The sequence below is a fragment of the Micromonospora zamorensis genome (assembly GCF_900090275.1).
Lineage (GTDB): Bacteria > Actinomycetota > Actinomycetes > Mycobacteriales > Micromonosporaceae > Micromonospora > Micromonospora zamorensis.
Genome location: NZ_LT607755.1, coordinates 1,097,565 through 1,114,391 on the forward strand (window position 1 = coordinate 1,097,565; position 16,827 = coordinate 1,114,391).

Genomic DNA, 16,827 nt, shown 5'->3' on the forward strand with positions numbered 1-16,827 from the left:
ATGTCCAAGGTGCGCAAGCCCCCGGTCGTCGACGAGGCGGTAGCCGCGCTCGACATCGGGGGCACCAAGACGGCTGCCGCCCTCGTCACGAGACAGGGCGAGGTCGTCCACCGGGCCACGGCCCCCACCCCTGGTCGGGCCGGGGCGACCGCCATCCTCGACACCGCGGCCGATCTCGTCGATCGGTTGCGGGCGAGGGCGACGGGGACACGCGTCCGTGCCGTCGGAGTCGGTAGTGCCGGAGTGATCGACCATCGGACGGGCCTGGTGCTCTCGGCCACCGACGCCCTGGCCGGTTGGGCCGGCACGGATCTGCGACGACGACTGCGCGAGCTGCTGGACCTGCCCGTCGCGGTGATCAACGACGTGCACGCGCACGCCCTCGGCGAGACGCGCCACGGGGTGGCCGCCGGCCATCAGACGACGCTCTTTCTCGCGGTCGGCACCGGCATCGGTGCCTCGTTCGTTGTCGACGGCACCGTGCTGGCCGGCGCCCACTCCGCGGCCGGGCACGCCGGCCACCAGCCGTCGCCGTACGCCGGGCAGTTGCCCTGCACCTGCGGCGGGCAGGGACACCTGGAGGCGATCGCCTCCGGGCCCGGCCTCGCCCAGGAGTACGCGCGGCGTACCGGCCAACCGGTCGACGACCTGCGGTCGGTGGCCGCGCGCGCAGCCGACGGCGACGCGACGGCCCGGGAGGTGGTCCTGCTGGGCGGGGCTGCCGTGGGCTCGGCTGTCGGCGGACTGGTCAACATGCTCGATCCCGCTGCCGTCGTCATCGGCGGCGGGGTCGCCGGCCTCGGTGACCTCTGGTGGCAGGCACTTCGGGACGCCGTGCGGCGGGAGACTTTGCCCAGCCTGGTCGACGTGCCCGTGCTGGCCTCGACCCTCGGATCGGACGCCCCACTGCTCGGCGCCGCGTCACTCGCCTGGGAGGGCACCGAATGAACAAGCTGATCGCGCATCTCCGCCACCGCCTCGTCGTCTCCTGCCAGGCGTACCCCGGTGAGCCGATGCGCACCCCGGACACGATGCGCCGCGTCGCCCTCGCCGCCGCCAAGGGCGGTGCCGCCGGCATCCGCGCCCAGGGTGTGGCGGACATCGCGGCCATCCGGGAGGCCGTCGACCTTCCGCTCATCGGGCTGTGGAAGGACGGCGACGACGACGTCTTCATCACCCCCACGCTGGAGCACGCGCTGGCCGTGGCACGGGCGGGCGCACACGTCGTCGCGCTCGACGGCACCGCGCGGCCACGGCCCGACGGCCGAACCCTCGGTGACACCATCGCCGCCGTCCACGAACTGACCGGGGCTCTGGTGATGGCCGACTGCTCCACCCTCGGCGAGGGCATCGCCGCCGCGGCGGCGGGCGCCGATCTGGTCGGCACCACCCTTTCCGGCTACACCGCGTACACCAGCAAGCAGCCCGGCCCCGACCTGGACCTGGTTGCTCAGCTCGCCACCGCGATCGACGTGCCGGTGATCGCGGAGGGTCGGATCCACACCCCGGCCCAGGCGGCGCAAGCGCTGCGGGCCGGGGCGTGGGCGGTGGTGGTGGGCACCGCGATCACCCACCCCAGCACCATCACCGGCTGGTTCGCGTCGGCGATGGCGGACGCCCGGTAGCGCTCGGAGCACGAGCCGGCGGACCGCGGTCCCGCGTCGCGGGCGACGGTCGGCACCCACGGACAACTGACAATCCTGCTGTCACGGAGGCCAAGCTGTGGCTTTGAGCGATCTCACCCTCGCCGAATGCTGGGCGTACCGACCCGATCTGGCTGTTCCGGAGGACCTGGACGCCTTCTGGGAGCGGACACTTCGCATCGACGAACCGGTGGAGGCGACGTACGAGCCCGTCGACACCGGTCTCACCCAGATCCGCACCTGGTCGGTCACCGTCGCCGGCTACGGCGGCGAGCCGGTGCACGGCTGGCTGCATCTGCCGGCGAATGCCACCGGGCCGTTGCCCTGCGTGGTCGAGTATCTCGGGTACGGCCGTGGTCGTGGCCTGCCGCACGAGAAACTGTTCTGGGCCTCGGCGGGCTTCGCGCACCTCATCATGGACACCCGGGGTCAGGGCTGGAGTGCCGCGCCCGGCGACACCGCCGACCCGCACCGCTATCCGGCGGGCACCGTTCCCGGTTTCCTCACGCGGGGGGTCACCAGCCCGGAGGACTTCTACTACCGCAGGCTGATCACCGACGCGGTCCGGTTCGCCCGGGCTGCCCGGGAGCATCCCGCCGTCGACCCCGACCGGGTCGTCGTCACGGGCATCAGCCAGGGTGGCGGTCTCTCGCTGGCGGTGGCTGCGCTGTTCCCGGAGGTGGCGGCCGCCATGCCCGACGTGCCCTTCCTGTGTGACTTCCCGCGCGCCGTCCAGGTCGCCGGTCAGGGCCCCTACGGCGAGGTCGCCGAATATCTCGCGCTTCACCGGGGTCAGAGCAGCCAGGTTTTCCGTACGTTGTCGTACGTCGACGCGGCCGTGCTCGCACCCGGCGCGACAGCGCCTGCGCTGTTCTCCATCGCGATGATGGACCAGATCTGCCCGCCCTCGACCTGCTTCGCCGCTTACCACCGCTACGGCGGTGACAAGGAGGTGCGCGTGTACGAGTTCAACGACCACGAAGGTGGCGAGGCGCACCACCAGCTCGAACAGCTCGCCTGGCTGCACAAGCTCTTCGGCCGCTGAGGTGCTGAGGCCTTGAGGTGCTGAGGCCTTGAGGCGCTGAGGCGCCGAGGCGTTGAGGACAGGGCCGCCGCCTGGCGTCAGCGCGGCTCCCAGGCGTCGGGCAACGCGGTGAGCTTGCGGACGTGGGCGGGCAGCCGACCGCTGACGATCTCGGCGAGGCTCACCTCGTCGACGACCCGCCGCACGGCGGCGCGCACCGCCACCCACAGGCCGGGCAGGTTCTCCGCCGAACCCTCGTACCGGGTCTCCTCGGGGCGCAGCCCGCGTACGCCGGCGAGCGGGCCCTCGACGGCCCGCAGCACCGCGCCGACGGTCACCTCGCGCGGCGGTCGGGCCAGCGTGTAGCCGCCCTCGGCGCCGCGCTGGGCGCGCACGATGCCGGCCCGACGCAGATCCGCCAGGACCGCCTCCAGGAACTTGCGAGGCATGTCCTGCTCGGCGGCGATGGCCTGGGTGGACAGCAGCGAAGGGTACGCGGTGGCGAGGCTCAGCGCTGCCCGTACCGCGTAGTCGCCGCGCGCGGAGATCTGCACAGTGTCATCATGCCCGCCCGGTGCCGTTGGCCGGTGTGGTGGGCGACCCGGGTCGCGTGGTGTGAGAACCGTTGGCCGATCCGCCGGCGCGGAAACCGCCGCCGTTGGCGCCCGTCGGCTCGGCCGGCGGCCGGGGCCGGATCACCCGGGCGGCCGGTTGGTCCCGCGCGGCCCGGAACGCACCGGGGCTGACGCCGACCTCCCGGGTGAAGAAGCGACCGAAGTTCGTGGGCTCGGAGAAGCCGAGGTGCCGGCCGATCTGGGCGATCGGCTGGTCGGTCGCGGCGAGGAGCCGGCCGGCCTGCAACGCGACCCGCTCGTCGATGACCTGCTTGGCGCTGCGACCGGTGACGGCCAGGCAGGCCCGGGTCAGGGTCCGCACCGAGCAGCGGAGCTCGGCCGCGTAATCCTCCACCCGGCGGGTGTGCGCGTAGCTGTGCTCCACCTCCCGGCAGAACCGGTGGAACGTCTCGTCCTCGGGGCGGGGCGTCGACCGGTCGGCACTGCCCAGGGCCAGCCGCAGCAGCAGCACGGCCAGTTGGTGGCGGAGCAGCGCGCGGGCGGCGACGGTGTCGGGGTGCCGCTGGCAGTCCACCACCAGTTGGCTCACCTCGGTGATCACCGCGTCCTCGTCCTCGCCGGCCAACTGTCGCCAGGTCACGGGTGTGTCCAGGTCGACGTCGAAGCCGCGCAGCGCCTCCGGGTCCCAGGCGACCACTGTCGCGTCGAACTGCGGACCGGAGCAGCGCAGCACCTGGCCGGCGCGGACCCGCAGCAGCGTGCCGGGCCGACAGGGCAACGGGTGAAAGTCGGGTTCGGCGTCGCCGTGCCCACGCGTGGTGAGGATCAGCAGCTCCCGCTCGACGATCACGGGCCGACGCCAGCGCGGGTCAGGGGAGAGGTCGGCCAACGCGAACGTGGCTATCTCGTCGGGGACGGGTGACGCCGTTCCGATCGGTGGCGCGGGGGAGGGACCGGTGGAGACCATCGCCTGCGACGGTAGCCCGAACCGCAGGTCACCGCATCCCGATCGACGCGCGCAGCGAAGTTGGCGCGTCGATGCGGGCTTGTCGCGATCGTCGTGGCCGGGCTACGTTACCCGGCGGTAGCGCCGTCCGGTCCGCGGTCCGCCCGGCGCACCGCCGGCCGCCTACCCGGCCGGCGGCCTCCGCCGACTCGCGATGGGATGGGCATGACGCAGCTGTTCTCGGTTGAAGGCAAGACGGTCCTGGTCACCGGCGGTTCGCGGGGGATCGGTCTGATGATCGCCCAGGGGTTCGTCCGGGCCGGTGCCCATGTGATCATCTCGTCCCGCAAGGCGGACGTCTGTGAGGCGGTCGCCAAGGAACTCTCCGCCGAGGGCCGCTGCGAGGCCATCCCCGCCGACCTGGGCGACGACAGCGGCGCCGAGGCGCTGGCCACCGCCGTACGCGAGCGCTTCGGTCGCCTCGACGTGCTGGTCAACAACGCCGGCGCCACCTGGGGCGCGCCGCTGGAGGGCTACCCGGAGGCGGCGTTCGACAAGCTCTGGGCGGTCAACGTCAAGGCCGTCTTCCGGCTCACCACCGCGCTGCTGCCGGCGCTACGCGCCGCCGCCAGCGCCGACGACCCGGCCCGCGTGATCAACATCGGGTCGATCGACGGCATCCGGGTGCCGTGGATGGAGGTGTACGCGTACTCGGCCACGAAGGCGGCAGTGCACATGCTCACCCGCAGCCTGGCCCACCAACTGGCCAGCGAGCAGATCACCGTCAACGCGATCGCGCCCGGCCCGTTCGAGAGCAAGATGATGGCGTTCGCACTGGACGACCCGGAGAGCCGGGCCGCCATCGAGCAGCAGGTGCCGCTGGGCCGCATTGGCCGCCCCGATGACATGGCCGGCACCGCCATCTACCTGTCGTCGCGCGCCGGCGCGTACCTCACCGGCGCGGTCATCCCCGTCGACGGCGGCATCACCACGCACGGCTGAGCACCGGCTGACCCGGGTCGGTCTGCCCGCGTACACCTTCGGGTGTGTGCCGGGGCCGCGCGGACTCGGCAGATCCGCGCGGCCCCGGTGTGGCCGGTGTTGCCCGTTCGGGCGGTGCTCAGCGACCGGCGAGCAGCCGGTTCACCGCCGTGTCGACGTCCAGGTGCTCGGCCTCGCGGCCGCGCGGGACGACGACGTACGTCCGTCGAAGGAAACGCACCAGGACGCTGCGCGGCACCTCGAAGAGGGCGTTGCCGTCCGGTGACGAGAGGGCCAGCGCGACGAAGTCACCGCGCGGTGTGGCCCAGGGCCAGACCCGCACATCCCCGATGCCGGCTGGCTCGTCCAGGCCGGTGACCAGCAGTTCGCGGGCAAAGGACCAGCTCACCGCCTCGCCGCCGGCAGATTCGGCGTGGAACAGGACATGGACCGCATACGGGTCAGCAGGGTCGTAACGCAGACTGGCACGCACCGGCAAGGCGGTGGCGTCAGGTGCGACGAGCCTTAGCGACGTCTCGACCTCTACGGTCGTCGGTCGGATGACACTCATGGACGTTCTCCCCCCGGCACCGCTGCGGAACGCGCGTGTCCCGCTTTTCCCATACTCAGGTGCTACTCCTGGCTACGCTCCGCCATACGCTGACTTCACCCAGTGGTGGGAAGGGGGACGGAAAGGCCGCGTGAATACGAGGATTCGCGTAGAATTTCCGGTTCTGCCCAGTGCGTGATCCCGCCCGGCATCGGGTGGTTCAGTCGTCGACTTACTCCGGTAACGTCCAGTCGGCCGTTGCAGTGACGGGCCCGAGCGACACTGGGGGGTGAAATGGTGACGAAGAGATCCTCTATGGATCCGTCGGCGGCGCCCGGCCCGCCGAACGTCGCGGTCCGAGCAGCCGAAAAGCGGGGGTACGCAGTGCCGATGGAGCAGCCCGAACGGGCCGGTCGGCCGGCGTCCGGTGCCGATCATCCGAGCGGCCGAGACGCGGACCGGTCAGCTGTTGGCCCCAGCGGTGGCAGCACCGTCGTGCAGGACCCGCCACGCCGCCCCCGCTGGCGGGAGCGGATCACGGTGACGCTCGATCTCATCCGGGCCAACCCCACCGGCCGGATCGCACTCAAGATCTTCATCGCGATCGCCGGGGCGCTCGTGGTGACCATCGGCATCGCTCTCATTCCCCTGCCCGGTCCAGGCTGGCTGCTGGTGATCGCCGGGCTGGGCATCTGGGCCGTCGAATACCACTGGGCGCGCCGGCTGCTCGGCTTCACCCGCCGACATGTCCACGGATGGACACAGTGGGTGACGCGGCAGTCACTGGCGGTGCGAATCGTGCTCGGCTCCGTCGGCCTCGTCTTCGTGGGCGCCGTGGTCTGGCTGTCCCTCAAGTACAGCCTCGGCATCGACGTGGTGGCCGCGGCGATGCACTACCTCGCGACGCACTGACCCCGGATTTCCGGTCCGGTTCCACGATCGGGTAGAGTCAGTGGCGCTGAGGGCGATTAGCTCAGTGGGAGAGCGCTTCGTTCACACCGAAGAGGTCGCTGGTTCGATACCAGCATCGCCCACTCTCAGTTCCTGCAGGTCAGAAGCCCGTTGCCGAGATAGTCGGTAACGGGCTTTGCCGCATGTGCGGCTTACATTGGGAGCAGATTGGGAGCAGCGCGGCTGGTTCCCGGTTCGTGCGGCCATGGACGCGCCCGGCTGAGTGACCTGATTTGCGGTCACGGGCGGGCCTGCTGGCTGGTTGAGGAACTAGTCCTACCGTTACCGGCGCCCACCTCACGAGTGGGTGCCCCCGCGCTGTGATTCGCAGGCTGACTGATGGCCGTCGGTCCGGTGATCCGCCCACTCGCCGGTCCACATTGCGAGGTCGTGTATCTGGCTCTGCATGAAGTTGGCTTCGGCAAGATTTTCGTAGCCGGAGATCGCCGTGGCGTCCTGACCCGGTGACGGGCTCAGGCTTCCTTACCGTCGACCCAGCGACAGAACGGGTCCGTGGTGTCCTCGTCGCCCATCTCGGCGGGCTCCGCCACGATCTCCAGCCCGGTCGCCGGGGCGGTGACACCGAAGGTGCGGTGCAGCCAGTCCCGGTAGGGCACGTTGACGATCTCGTGGTCGGCGTCCCACGGCTCGGGCGGCGCGCCGAACTCCTCGTTCCAGCAGATCTCCCGGTAACCGATCGCCAGCAGCCGCAGAAAGTCGACCGCATCGTTGGCGAGCACACACGTCATCATCGAACCGCTGCCCGAACCAAGATGAACGATCCTGACCCGTCCCCGACCGTCGCGCCACAGCGCGGCCATCGAACCCTCGCCACCGGTCTGCGCGAACGGCCACAACCGTGCGGCCGCATCCGGGACCGACTCGTCGAACCACGACCGTGCGTACGACAGGGTCTGCTCGGCGGTGTAGCCACGCAACTCGATCGAGTGCCCGCCCAGCTGTTGTCGCTCAACGAGCCGTACAGATCCCCGTCGTGGCCTTTCACCACGAAACCCTGCTCGTCGACCCAGGCGAAGAGCAGGCGCAGCGGCTCCGGCAGGTCGAATCCGTCCGGCACCCGGGCCAGGGTCGTCTTGAGGAAGTCACCCACGCCCGGCAGCGTACGAAATCACCTCGCCCTCCCACAGTCCCAGCCGCACTGCCCGGTCGCCGACGTGCAGGGTGCCGCCGACCAGTTGGCCGACCTCATCGTGCTCCGGGTTCCAACCGCTCAGCACTCCCGCGATCACCGAGGCGAAGGGCTCCTCGCCGGAGGCGTCCCGCCCGACCCAGCGGCCACCGTCGTAGTCGTAGTCGTAGGCCGACCGCCAGCCCTCGTCACCCGGAGCCGTCGGCACGATCGTCAGGGACCAGTCACCGCGCCCTTCGAACAGCAGGCCACGGCCGTCGTCCACGACGAGATGGACAGGCCCGGTAGTGAGATCGACCGCGCCACCGGGCCAGTGCCAGGCCAGCCGCGTGACCGCGGCCAGGCGGCAACCGATCAGCATGTCCATCAGAATGGTTTCGTCAGTTTCGTGCCTAGTAGTGACCGTTGTTGTCGTCGAACCGGGCCTTGGCACCGCAGCACCGGCGAACCCGCCATTTGAGCCGTACGGGCGGGGATCGTTGCACCCCGCATCATAGAGATGTCGCTGTTCACACAGCTCTACGAGCCCGCAGCCAACCCGCCCTCGGCCCGATGTGCTCGATTCGTCGACCGCCACGACCGCTGGCGCGCCTCAGCACGAGTCAACGCACTGATCTGCCGCCGACGTGCGCGCCAGTCTCCTACGACTCGTCACCGTGCGTGATCCGACGGGCGAAGCAGGCAACCAGGGCCGACGTTCGAGGCGGCGCCGGACTCGCGAACATCGAGCCGTGAGATGTCCTAGGTGCCGCGAGCGTAGGCGTAGTCGATGAGCGTCCGACGGTAGGGTTCGGGCACCTGCGGCGTTAGTTCGGTGAACGTGTTCAGGTCAGCGACCGATCCCGTCGAGCGGGCACGGTAGGCGGCGGCGGCCGCCCGCATCGTGACGTCGTCCGGCTCGAGTTCCTCGCCGCGAGTGGCCAGCGCAGCGGCCTCGGCGAAGTCGCCTCCCTCGGCGGCCAGATCGGCCAGGTCGAGGTGCAGCGACCAGTTGGCCGGATCGAGCGCCAGGGCGCGCCGGAAGGCCGCGGCCGTCTCGACACGGTTGCCGATGTGGCGCCAGGTGCCCGCGCGGACGACCTCGGTAAACGGGACGCGCCGCACGGCGTCGGCCTGGTCGCACAGGGCGAACGACGCGTCGGTGCGGCCGCACACGCGCAGCAAGACTGCCATGCGGGCCATCGCGTCAGGGTCCGCATGCCGGTCGCAGACAGCCTCGATCGCCTGGAACCACGGGGCCAGGGACTCGCGGACGGCGTCGGTGTCGAGGTCGCGGTCGTAGTCGTTGATGCGCATTGTGGCCTCGGCGATGGCGGCCGGGGTCACCGCACCGAGGAATCGCTCGTCGCCGAACCACGGTGCGGACGCCCACGGTACGTCCGGCTGGTAGCCGGTGACCGCGCCGAGCGACATCGCGGCCTCGTCCATGTCGCCGTCGACGAAGGACAGGTAGGCGCGGGCCAGCATCGGTCCGATCGTGTTCGCCGCCGCGACGACGGCCGTGACCTCGGCGGGCAGTTCGCGCCGCAGGTGCTCCAGCGCCGAGTACGGCTTCGGGTCGCGCGGATCGGTGGCGACCGCTCGCGCGATGAAGCTCGTCGCCGCGGCAGGTGAGCCGCCGCAGTGGGCCATCACCTGGGCGTCATCGAGCGCTCCTGTCGTCGACACGATCGACACTTTAACGTCGGCCGGCAGCGCGGGCGATGAGGTCCGTCCACCGCCAAAGGACGGTGCAGACCCAAGCCAGACGAACGCTGTGCAGGGCGGCTACGGCCAGAAGCCCGGCACTGTCGCGACGACTGCAGCCGCCGATGATCGGGTTCACTCATTTGCCGCTGACCGAACTCGGCGGCAACCGCCTCAACATCACCGACATGGAGGTACAGAAGTGTGTCGGGTCGGGCATCGTCTCGGTGCTCCGATAGGTAGAGCTGCATCGGCTCGCGTGAGACGCATACGAACAGCGGAAAGCTGGGCTCAAAAGCGGTGCTCCCACTGTTTGGCGAAGCCGAGCCGCGCGTACCAGGTCGCCGAGGCTTCAGCGTCCGCAGTGTGCAGGATGGGCGTGATCTTTTCGTCCATGCAGGCATCCTTGCAGACCGAAAACCTTTCCCCGTCGGGCGAAGATGCGCGCACACTAGCCGCCGGCAGTGCGCGCTGCGAGGGTGTGATGATGCGCTCGCCGAGACGTCGGCGGGTACGCGCTCGCCCCCGTCATCACTTCCACACGGTCGCGTGGTTGCCGCCCGGTGTGTTCGTCCACCCGGCCAGCATTCCCCGATTGTTGAGTGCCATCACGGCGGCCGCCGGATCGCCGGTGACCATCCGGCGGTTGCGCAACAGGAAGGCTCGTCGTGGGTCGCCTGCGGTGGTGCCAGCGATCCAGCCTCGTTCGTTGATGCGGGCGCCATACCCGGGAAACTCGGTGCGGACACCCTGGTACCAATGGAAGACCCGGGCCGCCCCATCCGCCGAGTTGCTCCACCCGACGACCTGACCATGGTCGTTGATCGCGAGTGCCCCGCTGATGCCGGACGGCGTGCCAAGGTCGATCATCCGGCCACGCTGCCAGAGGAATGCGTGCTGGACGCCGTCCGCCGTGGTGCTCGTCCCAACGATCTGCCCGCGTTCGTTGATGTCGGCTGGCACCGTCTCGTTGCCGCCGAGGGTTCCCAGGTCGGTCAGAGTGCCCCGCTGCCACAGGAAGGCCCGTTGTCCGTTGGACGAGTAGTGCACGCCGATCACCTGGCTGTGGTTGTTGATGCCGGTGGCGCTGCGGTCGCCGACGCCTCCCAGATCGGTCAGGACGCCGCGCCGCCAAAGGAAGGCGCGGGTCAGGCCACCACGGATGAACGTCTGATTGTCACCGACGACTTCGCCCTTGTCGTTCACCGCCAACGCGGTGCCCGTACCTCGTTCGTCGAGCGTGCCCAAGTCCCGCGGCCGGCCCTGCCGCCACAGGCACGGGCGTGCCGCGTGGACCGCGGACTGACAGAATCCGACGACCTCGCCGCGCTCGTTGACGTCCCGCGGAAGGCTGCCGTTGCCGCCGGGCAGCGGACGCAGCACCGTGTGTTTCCCGGCCTGCCAGAGGAATCCGAGCGGCGGTTGGATCTCCCCGTTGACCGTGTTCGTCGCGGTGACGATCACTTCACCGTGGCTGTTGATGTCCGACGCAGAACTCGACATCCATCCCGCCGGGTGGATGTTGACCGCTGTCGGCCTCCTCGGCCCGGACGCCCACGCCGGTGCCGCCGTCAGCAGCGGAAACGCAATGAGCAGCGCGCAAACTAGCCGTCCGATCAGACGGGACATGGGTTCTCCCAACCACAGCGCAGGAATGACTGAGGGTCCGGGGCCGATTCACCATTTCACCCGTACTCCGGCCAAGGCAAGACAGAGAGGGCATGCAACCAGTATCTGATAGACGACCCCGTCCACCTGGCGTGGCTAACCAGGATTCGGTTTCGGTTGACCACCGAATCCTTTGCCTTACGAAGCACCAAGATCACGTTCACTGATCTGCCGCTGAAAGGCGCGGTGATCGTGGGCATGCTTCCCCGATCGACCGATGCGGCTGCGGGAGCCAGCGCTAGTGCCAACCGCAGCACTGGGCCGGCAGCTCAGGAGTGGTCGGCGGCCCGGCGCGAGCCCGGTCTAGGGGGAGCAGGCTGGGAGCAGCGGGGTGCCCTGAACAGCTTTGAAGTGCGCCCAATGGCATCGAACGGCGTTCAACTGCGCCCACCCCTGCCTGCGGCTCCACGTTCTCCCAGGTCAGAGTGGGTGTGGCGTCCTGTTTCACCGCGGAATGCTCTGCGGTTTTGCACAGCGGTCGACAACTCTCTATGTTGTCTGGCTGGGGAGTGTGCGCAGGTCAAGGCTTCACGGTGAGAGCCGTCTCGTCCTGCGTTGTGGTTCGTCCGGGCACCGAAACGTGGTCGTGCCGTCCCACGGAGAGCGCCATCATTGGCTCCGTGACCAGCTTCCCTGCGCAGGCGCGCCGCGTCCGCGACACCACGCTCTCGCCGCAGCGCAGGCTTCACGCATTGCGGGAGTGCGCTCTGCACTGTGCCCCGTACGGATTCCGCGCCACCTGGCACCACCTGGTCGTCGCCGCCCGTATCCCACGCAGTCTCACCGACGATCTCGACGCGCTCGTGCGTGCCGCTGACGAACTGCAGCGGACACGCGACGTGGTCCTTCAGCGTGCGCAGGAGTACGCCGCCCTGCGGCGTCGAGAGAAGGCGACTGGCAGGCGAGTCCCACGGACGCCGCCGCCCTGGAACTCGTGGGGCTGGTCCCGGATCGCCTACTGTCCCGACCCTGAGCACCACCCGACGGGACCTCTCGCCACGGTCGTCCAAGGGGTCCTCGATCGCCACGATGCCGGAATCAGCGTCGACAGGCACTGCCTGGCATGCGGTATCGAAAGGCGCCGCCCGGGCCTCGCATGCCCGATCTGTGGCGTCCATCCGGACGACCCCGCCGCACGCTGGCGTGCCTCCTCAGCCGAGGAACGCTGGAAACGGGTCTGGCGCCGTGAGCTAGACGACCGGCCGACGCCGCTCGTCCCATGAGTTCGAGGTGCACGGATCTGTCGAGAAGCGGATGTTCCGCGGCGGCCGCGATGATCGAAGATGTTGGCCATGAGCCACGAGCACCACACCTTTCACAACCCTCCGTCGGCAACGCCCGCCGATGTGCGGAGGGCTCTCGACCGCAACGACATCGTCGGGGTCACGGATGCAATGGTCGGATGCGCGTTGTACGGCGACGGCGACTGGAAGGCGTCGCAGGAGCTCTACCTAACTCTGCTCGATCACCCTGACCACCAGGTGCAGGCGCTTGCAGCCACTTGCCTCGGGCACCTCGCGAGGGTTTACGGTCAACTCGACGAAGATCGTGTAGTCCCCGCACTCCGCCACGTACGCGCCAGACCTCACGTCAGGGGGACTGCCGGCAACGCGCTGGAGGACATTGAGGTCTTCTTGCATCCTCGGCGTGCGCGCTGGCGTGGGCGCCTGTGGCGACTTGTACGACCGTGGACCTGGTTCTAACGCAGATCGGCGCAAAAGTCTTCAGCAATCACGGACCCGGGTGCAGGCAGGAAATTCAAGTTCACTGTTTGCCGCCGATCGGGTGTCACAGTTCGTCAGGAGCAGTCCGTGCAGCGAACACCAGGCCTTGCCGATGAGCGGGGGTCGCATCGACGATCTGCTCGCCAGGCGCTGGCGATAACGGCGTGCCGCTAGATCCTCGGGATCGTGCGCGACACTGGGCTCGTGGATCAACGGCTGAAGGTGCTGTGGTCGCGGCTTCTGCACCTGCGTTCGAGCGCGGCGGCGTTGGCGGCGGCGTCCGGTGTCCTTGTTGTAGCGGAGCGGCACTCGCGTCTTGTTCGACTGGACCCGCAGAGCGGGGCGCCGTTATGGGAGCAGGAGGTTGAGGACTGCTGGGGCACTACCGTCGTCGCGGGGGACCGCTGTCTTTATCTGAGCCAGGCTGGTGTCCTGCATTGCTTCGACGTGCACAGCGGGCAGCGGACGTGGTCGACACCGAAGCTGCGCCTGCGCCACTACATCAGTGTGAGTGGATCCATCGCTTTTCTGGGCGGGTGGCGCGGCTACCGTCCGCTGATACGGGTGGATCTGACCAAGGGCGAGCTTCTTCCGGGCCAGTTCCCGGGACCGGCGTCGGACAGCAGCTTGGCCTGGCCGCTGACCGTACGACTGGACCCGTCGCCGGGCTGCACGGCCGACGCGATCCTCATCGCGACTGCCAAACAGGCGGCACTGTTGCTGTTGGACGCTCGGACCGGCGTTGCGAGGGGTGAGTGGTCGCTGCCAGCGCCGGTGCACTTTCCCGATTCCGGCATCGCCTTCAGCGCCAGCGAAGACGGCCGTATCGTCTTTCTCAGCGGTAGGCGCACCGTCATGGCCCTGCATCCGGCCAGTGGCGGCATGGAGATCCTGTGGCGGCACGACCGTGACCTGCCATCGCTGCCCCTGCTCCTCACCGGTCGGACGCTGTGGCTGGCTGAAGACGCCGGGGTCACGATCATCGATCTCGACCGCAGTTCCCGTACCGAGGTGACGCACCTCCCGCCGGGTGCTACCAGTGAGGGTGTCCCCGTCTGCGGAGGTGCACTCTTCGCCCGCGCCGGTAACCAACTCATCATGGTGAACCGGGCCGGGGAAACCTTCGGTTGCGTGCGACTGCCGGCACGCATCGATCGGCTACTTGCCGACGGTCGATCCCTGGTACACGCCATCGGCAAAGGCCACCTCACCACGATCGACATCTCGACCACGCCGACGTGAGCACAGCTCCCGCTCGGGATCCGGATTTGCCGCCACCCGTGCCTGGCACCCTCCGAACCATCACCCCTCGTGGGTACGCCCAGGCGGCTTCAGTCCTGATCCCCGCATCGGACACCGACGCTTTCTATCTCCCCGCTGCGAACCAGTTCCCGGATCGCTATGGTCATGGCCGACACGCCCGGCTCCGGCACGATCAGCTGGTCAACGGCCCAGAAGTAACTGCCGTTCGCGACTTCGCCGGTCTTCTTCCAACTCGCAAGCAGGCGGCGGACCTCGTCGACGGTGAAGATCGTCAGGGCCCAACTGGAGCCGTCAGGAAGATCGACGAAGGCATCCACGTTGGCTAGAGACTCGTTGGTGTCCGTGTGGGGATTGAGAAGGATCCGTGCCACGAAGGTCGGTTCCGTGATGGTCACGTACGGATCGGTGTTGCCCATGAACGCCCATCATGCCGCACCGAAGTCGAACGTCATCGAGGGATTGTGCGTGCAGTGCGGTGTAGGTCCGGCGTTGGTCGAGGCGGCTCCGGGATTCGGGCTTGTCAGGCCGTCAGGCAGGTGCCGAGGCGCTCCAGAGGCGAAGTGCTCGGTAGCGAAGCGGCTGGGAGAGTTCGCGCGAGTCCTTCATGTCGGCCAGTACGTCGCGCAGATCCCGGGTCGGCCAGCCGGCGTCCAACCAATCGAGTGCCAGTGTCGGCCAGTGCTTTCCCCATGCGGTGAGCGCGAACCGCACGAGGGCGGGTAGCCGCCACAGCACGGCGGTCGCGATGAACTGTCCGTTCTCATCGCAGAAAGCGTTCCAGCACGGCCAACGCTTTACAGCGTTGCCGCAGCCGTCCGATGGTCGGCAATCTGGCGGCTATGTCGTCCGCGGTCACCGGCTGACCCTACTGGCACCGCGGCGGCACACATCACCAGCATGATCCGGCCTTCGCAGGCGGTAGGCGGTAGGCGGTGGAGGATCATGTTGGGGATGGGCAGTGTCGTGGAGGTGCGGAGGCCGGTCGACGTTGCGCAGCTCTGCGCCCGGCTCGGGGATGCGGATGTCAGTCATATCAAAGGCGGTGAGGCCGAACTGGAATGCCCAGCGTGCGAGAGCGAACTACTCCTCTGCCTGGAGCCTGGGGAATCCACCATCGAACCGGGCCTCTCCTCGGAGTTGGCCAAACGCTTGCATGCCGAGGCCGTGCAGGCGGGTCGCGAATTCGTGGCTACCTCCCTCACAAAATTGTTCGGCCGTTTCACCTGTCCCGAGTGCCGTACCACGTTCAATATTGCCGATCAGGTGGCAAGCGGTTTAGCTGAATAATGCATGCGTCCTCTTCTGCCGCTGCCCGCTCGGGATAGGCTTGGGATGCCGCGATGACGAATCGCCATCGTGCTCGGTTCCAAAGCGGTGACGCGGCAGATGCGTCTAGGACTGCTCGCTCGAGTGTCACTGCAGCTTGCCGGTCCTCCGTCACAGCCCATCTGATATGCAGGTCGGCCCAGTGCAAGGCGTCCTCGCGCCCAAGTCGCCGCGCGCTTGGGCTGGCCTCCGATGAGTTGCTCAAGGTGCTCCTGCACGAAGGTGGCATCGGCAAGGGCCCGATCCAGGACGGCTTCTCCCAGCCCACTGACCGCTGCCTTCCCACGGCGGTACACCGTGAGCCGTCCTCGAAGTCCTTGGCCACGTCGCTCGCCGGCCATGCCCACGTAGACGAGACCGCCTGCTGCCCCTTGCCGAGCGAGGTACACGCCTGGGAGACGCGGCGCCGAGACAGCCGCATCGTGGAAGGGTAGCCACGGCGACCACTTTGCAAGGGCGGCGACTACGTCGTTGGCAAGCACCGGACCAGCATGCCGCAAGCGCAAAAGAGGCGAACCTCTGGAGGTATCTGACACGAGGACAACCGGCGGCAGGCCGACGAGAGACCGCAAACCTTTCCCCGCCGGCCTCCCCTCCGGGCGCTACTCGTCGTTCACGCTGAACGCTCGAAGCCCAAGGCCTGGTGCCAGCGCTCCCGCAAGCCAGGTAACACGGTGATCGCCGGCGGCCAGCCCAGCGCGAGCGACCGTGCACCAGTCGTCGCGATCGAGCAGAGAAAGATAGCCGCTCAGAACGCGCTCTCGTCCGCCCTCGGGCCAAGCTATTCGTTCCGCCGCTGGATGATGTAAATGCTCAGCCAGTTGCGCGGCGATGACGAAACGCTCTACCGATGGCTCTAGGCGGCCGGCGTGTTCGCAGTGGGCCTCTAGAACGGCGGAGGCGGGCGGGTAGTGCTCGAGCGTGATGCCCGTGCCGCCGCTGTCAGCCATGATGGTCAGCAGCAGACCGGTGTGATCGACCAACTCGCTGTCAGGATTCGCTGCGGTGATCGCCTCATGTAGGTGCGCCGCAGCGGCGACCTCTCCGGCGAAGTAGCGGTTGAGGTAGTCGCCATCACAGGCGCGTCGCAGCATCCATGGCCGCGCTGCGGTGCTGCCGATCGTGCACAGGGACTCCACGACATAGACCCGTCCCCAGCCCGTGACCCGCTCGGCTAGCCACAGCAATGCGTCCGAGCCGCCGCACCACGACCGCCGTTCGAGCGCGCGGGCGGCCAGTGGGCCGAAGTAGCCCGACAGCAACCCGATCGTTTTGATCAACTCGATGTCGTCCTCATCCCACACGGTGGTCAGCAACGCCAGACCAACAGTCGCAGCGCA

The 16,827-nt window shown here is 68.7% G+C and carries 16 protein-coding genes and 1 tRNA gene; 8 read left to right on the forward strand and 9 right to left on the reverse strand.

Annotation, left to right across the window (positions count from 1 at the left end):
• The 3 genes from GA0070619_RS04960 (at nt 1) to GA0070619_RS04970 (ending at nt 2,688) form a co-directional block, all read left to right on the forward strand.
• Nucleotides 1-948 carry an ROK family protein gene (locus tag GA0070619_RS04960; RefSeq protein ID WP_088946965.1) on the forward strand — a complete coding sequence of 316 codons (948 nt, stop codon included), beginning with the start codon at nt 1-3 and terminating at the stop codon, nt 946-948.
• A complete protein-coding gene (locus GA0070619_RS04965) occupies nt 945-1,625 on the forward strand; it encodes an N-acetylmannosamine-6-phosphate 2-epimerase (RefSeq protein ID WP_088946966.1) in 681 nt (226 codons plus the stop codon). Before GA0070619_RS04960 ends, GA0070619_RS04965 begins: the two co-directional genes overlap by 4 nt.
• 97 nt (nt 1,626-1,722) lie before the next feature.
• On the forward strand, nt 1,723-2,688 hold the full coding sequence (locus GA0070619_RS04970; RefSeq protein WP_088946967.1) for an acetylxylan esterase: 966 nt from the start codon (nt 1,723-1,725) through the stop codon (nt 2,686-2,688).
• Nucleotides 2,689-2,765: 77 nt separating this feature from the next.
• On the opposite strand, the gene GA0070619_RS04975 is transcribed toward GA0070619_RS04970, so the two are convergent.
• Nucleotides 2,766-3,221, reverse strand: coding sequence for an RrF2 family transcriptional regulator (locus GA0070619_RS04975; RefSeq protein WP_030333674.1), 456 nt, complete (start codon nt 3,219-3,221; stop codon nt 2,766-2,768).
• Nucleotides 3,222-3,228: 7 nt separating this feature from the next.
• Nucleotides 3,229-4,209 (reverse strand): helix-turn-helix transcriptional regulator, encoded by a 981-nt coding sequence (locus GA0070619_RS04980; protein ID WP_088946968.1) that lies wholly within the window; start codon nt 4,207-4,209, stop codon nt 3,229-3,231.
• 204 nt (nt 4,210-4,413) lie between these two features.
• On the opposite strand from GA0070619_RS04980, the gene GA0070619_RS04985 reads away from it, so the two are divergent.
• Nucleotides 4,414-5,190: a glucose 1-dehydrogenase gene (locus GA0070619_RS04985; RefSeq protein WP_088951561.1), complete on the forward strand. Its 777-nt coding sequence runs from the start codon at nt 4,414-4,416 to the stop codon at nt 5,188-5,190.
• Nucleotides 5,191-5,308: 118 nt separating this feature from the next.
• Here GA0070619_RS04985 and GA0070619_RS04990 read toward each other — a convergent pair whose 3' ends face one another.
• Nucleotides 5,309-5,740, reverse strand: coding sequence for an SsgA family sporulation/cell division regulator (locus GA0070619_RS04990; RefSeq protein WP_007457244.1), 432 nt, complete (start codon nt 5,738-5,740; stop codon nt 5,309-5,311).
• 273 nt (nt 5,741-6,013) lie between these two features.
• On the opposite strand from GA0070619_RS04990, the gene GA0070619_RS04995 reads away from it, so the two are divergent.
• Nucleotides 6,014-6,631 carry a TIGR02611 family protein gene (locus GA0070619_RS04995; protein ID WP_414855622.1) on the forward strand — a complete coding sequence of 206 codons (618 nt, stop codon included), beginning with the start codon at nt 6,014-6,016 and terminating at the stop codon, nt 6,629-6,631.
• Between the two features lie 50 nt (nt 6,632-6,681).
• Nucleotides 6,682-6,753 (forward strand) — tRNA-Val (locus GA0070619_RS05000).
• Between the two features lie 390 nt (nt 6,754-7,143).
• On the opposite strand, the gene GA0070619_RS05005 is transcribed toward GA0070619_RS05000, so the two are convergent.
• From GA0070619_RS05005 to GA0070619_RS05025, 4 genes are all read right to left on the reverse strand, one after another.
• On the reverse strand, nt 7,144-7,608 hold the full coding sequence (locus GA0070619_RS05005) for a hypothetical protein (protein ID WP_231927270.1): 465 nt from the start codon (nt 7,606-7,608) through the stop codon (nt 7,144-7,146).
• Between the two features lie 165 nt (nt 7,609-7,773).
• Nucleotides 7,774-8,187, reverse strand: coding sequence for a hypothetical protein (locus GA0070619_RS05010; RefSeq protein WP_088946969.1), 414 nt, complete (start codon nt 8,185-8,187; stop codon nt 7,774-7,776).
• Between the two features lie 374 nt (nt 8,188-8,561).
• A complete protein-coding gene (locus GA0070619_RS05015) occupies nt 8,562-9,488 on the reverse strand; it encodes a tetratricopeptide repeat protein (protein WP_197699593.1) in 927 nt (308 codons plus the stop codon).
• Between the two features lie 549 nt (nt 9,489-10,037).
• Complete coding sequence (locus tag GA0070619_RS05025; protein ID WP_088946971.1) at nt 10,038-11,135, reverse strand: hypothetical protein; 1,098 nt, start codon at nt 11,133-11,135, stop codon at nt 10,038-10,040.
• 1,967 nt (nt 11,136-13,102) lie between these two features.
• On the opposite strand from GA0070619_RS05025, the gene GA0070619_RS05035 reads away from it, so the two are divergent.
• A complete protein-coding gene (locus GA0070619_RS05035) occupies nt 13,103-14,140 on the forward strand; it encodes an outer membrane protein assembly factor BamB family protein (RefSeq protein WP_157743903.1) in 1,038 nt (345 codons plus the stop codon).
• A gap of 89 nt (nt 14,141-14,229) precedes the next feature.
• Here the strand turns inward: GA0070619_RS05035 and GA0070619_RS05040 are convergent, their stop codons facing one another.
• Entirely contained in the window at nt 14,230-14,577 is a 348-nt protein-coding gene (locus GA0070619_RS05040) for a hypothetical protein (RefSeq protein WP_088946973.1), read from the reverse strand.
• Nucleotides 14,578-15,112: 535 nt separating this feature from the next.
• On the opposite strand from GA0070619_RS05040, the gene GA0070619_RS32150 reads away from it, so the two are divergent.
• Complete coding sequence (locus tag GA0070619_RS32150; RefSeq protein ID WP_157743904.1) at nt 15,113-15,448, forward strand: hypothetical protein; 336 nt, start codon at nt 15,113-15,115, stop codon at nt 15,446-15,448.
• 641 nt (nt 15,449-16,089) lie between these two features.
• On the opposite strand, the gene GA0070619_RS05055 is transcribed toward GA0070619_RS32150, so the two are convergent.
• Nucleotides 16,090-16,803 carry a hypothetical protein gene (locus tag GA0070619_RS05055; RefSeq protein ID WP_197699594.1) on the reverse strand — a complete coding sequence of 238 codons (714 nt, stop codon included), beginning with the start codon at nt 16,801-16,803 and terminating at the stop codon, nt 16,090-16,092.
• Nucleotides 16,804-16,827 lie beyond the last annotated feature (24 nt).

Coding starts and splice junctions, on each gene's coding strand:
- GA0070619_RS05025 (WP_088946971.1), bottom strand. CDS start 11,135: ATGTCCCGTCTGATCGGACGGCTAGTTTGCGCGCTGCTCATTGCGTTT.
- GA0070619_RS05010 (WP_088946969.1), bottom strand. CDS start 8,187: ATGGACATGCTGATCGGTTGCCGCCTGGCCGCGGTCACGCGGCTGGCC.
- GA0070619_RS04980 (WP_088946968.1), bottom strand. CDS start 4,209: ATGGTCTCCACCGGTCCCTCCCCCGCGCCACCGATCGGAACGGCGTCA.
- GA0070619_RS05040 (WP_088946973.1), bottom strand. CDS start 14,577: ATGGGCAACACCGATCCGTACGTGACCATCACGGAACCGACCTTCGTG.
- GA0070619_RS04995 (WP_414855622.1), top strand. CDS start 6,014: ATGGTGACGAAGAGATCCTCTATGGATCCGTCGGCGGCGCCCGGCCCG.
- GA0070619_RS04985 (WP_088951561.1), top strand. CDS start 4,414: ATGACGCAGCTGTTCTCGGTTGAAGGCAAGACGGTCCTGGTCACCGGC.
- GA0070619_RS04990 (WP_007457244.1), bottom strand. CDS start 5,740: ATGAGTGTCATCCGACCGACGACCGTAGAGGTCGAGACGTCGCTAAGG.
- GA0070619_RS04960 (WP_088946965.1), top strand. CDS start 1: ATGTCCAAGGTGCGCAAGCCCCCGGTCGTCGACGAGGCGGTAGCCGCG.
- GA0070619_RS04965 (WP_088946966.1), top strand. CDS start 945: ATGAACAAGCTGATCGCGCATCTCCGCCACCGCCTCGTCGTCTCCTGC.
- GA0070619_RS32150 (WP_157743904.1), top strand. CDS start 15,113: ATGGGCAGTGTCGTGGAGGTGCGGAGGCCGGTCGACGTTGCGCAGCTC.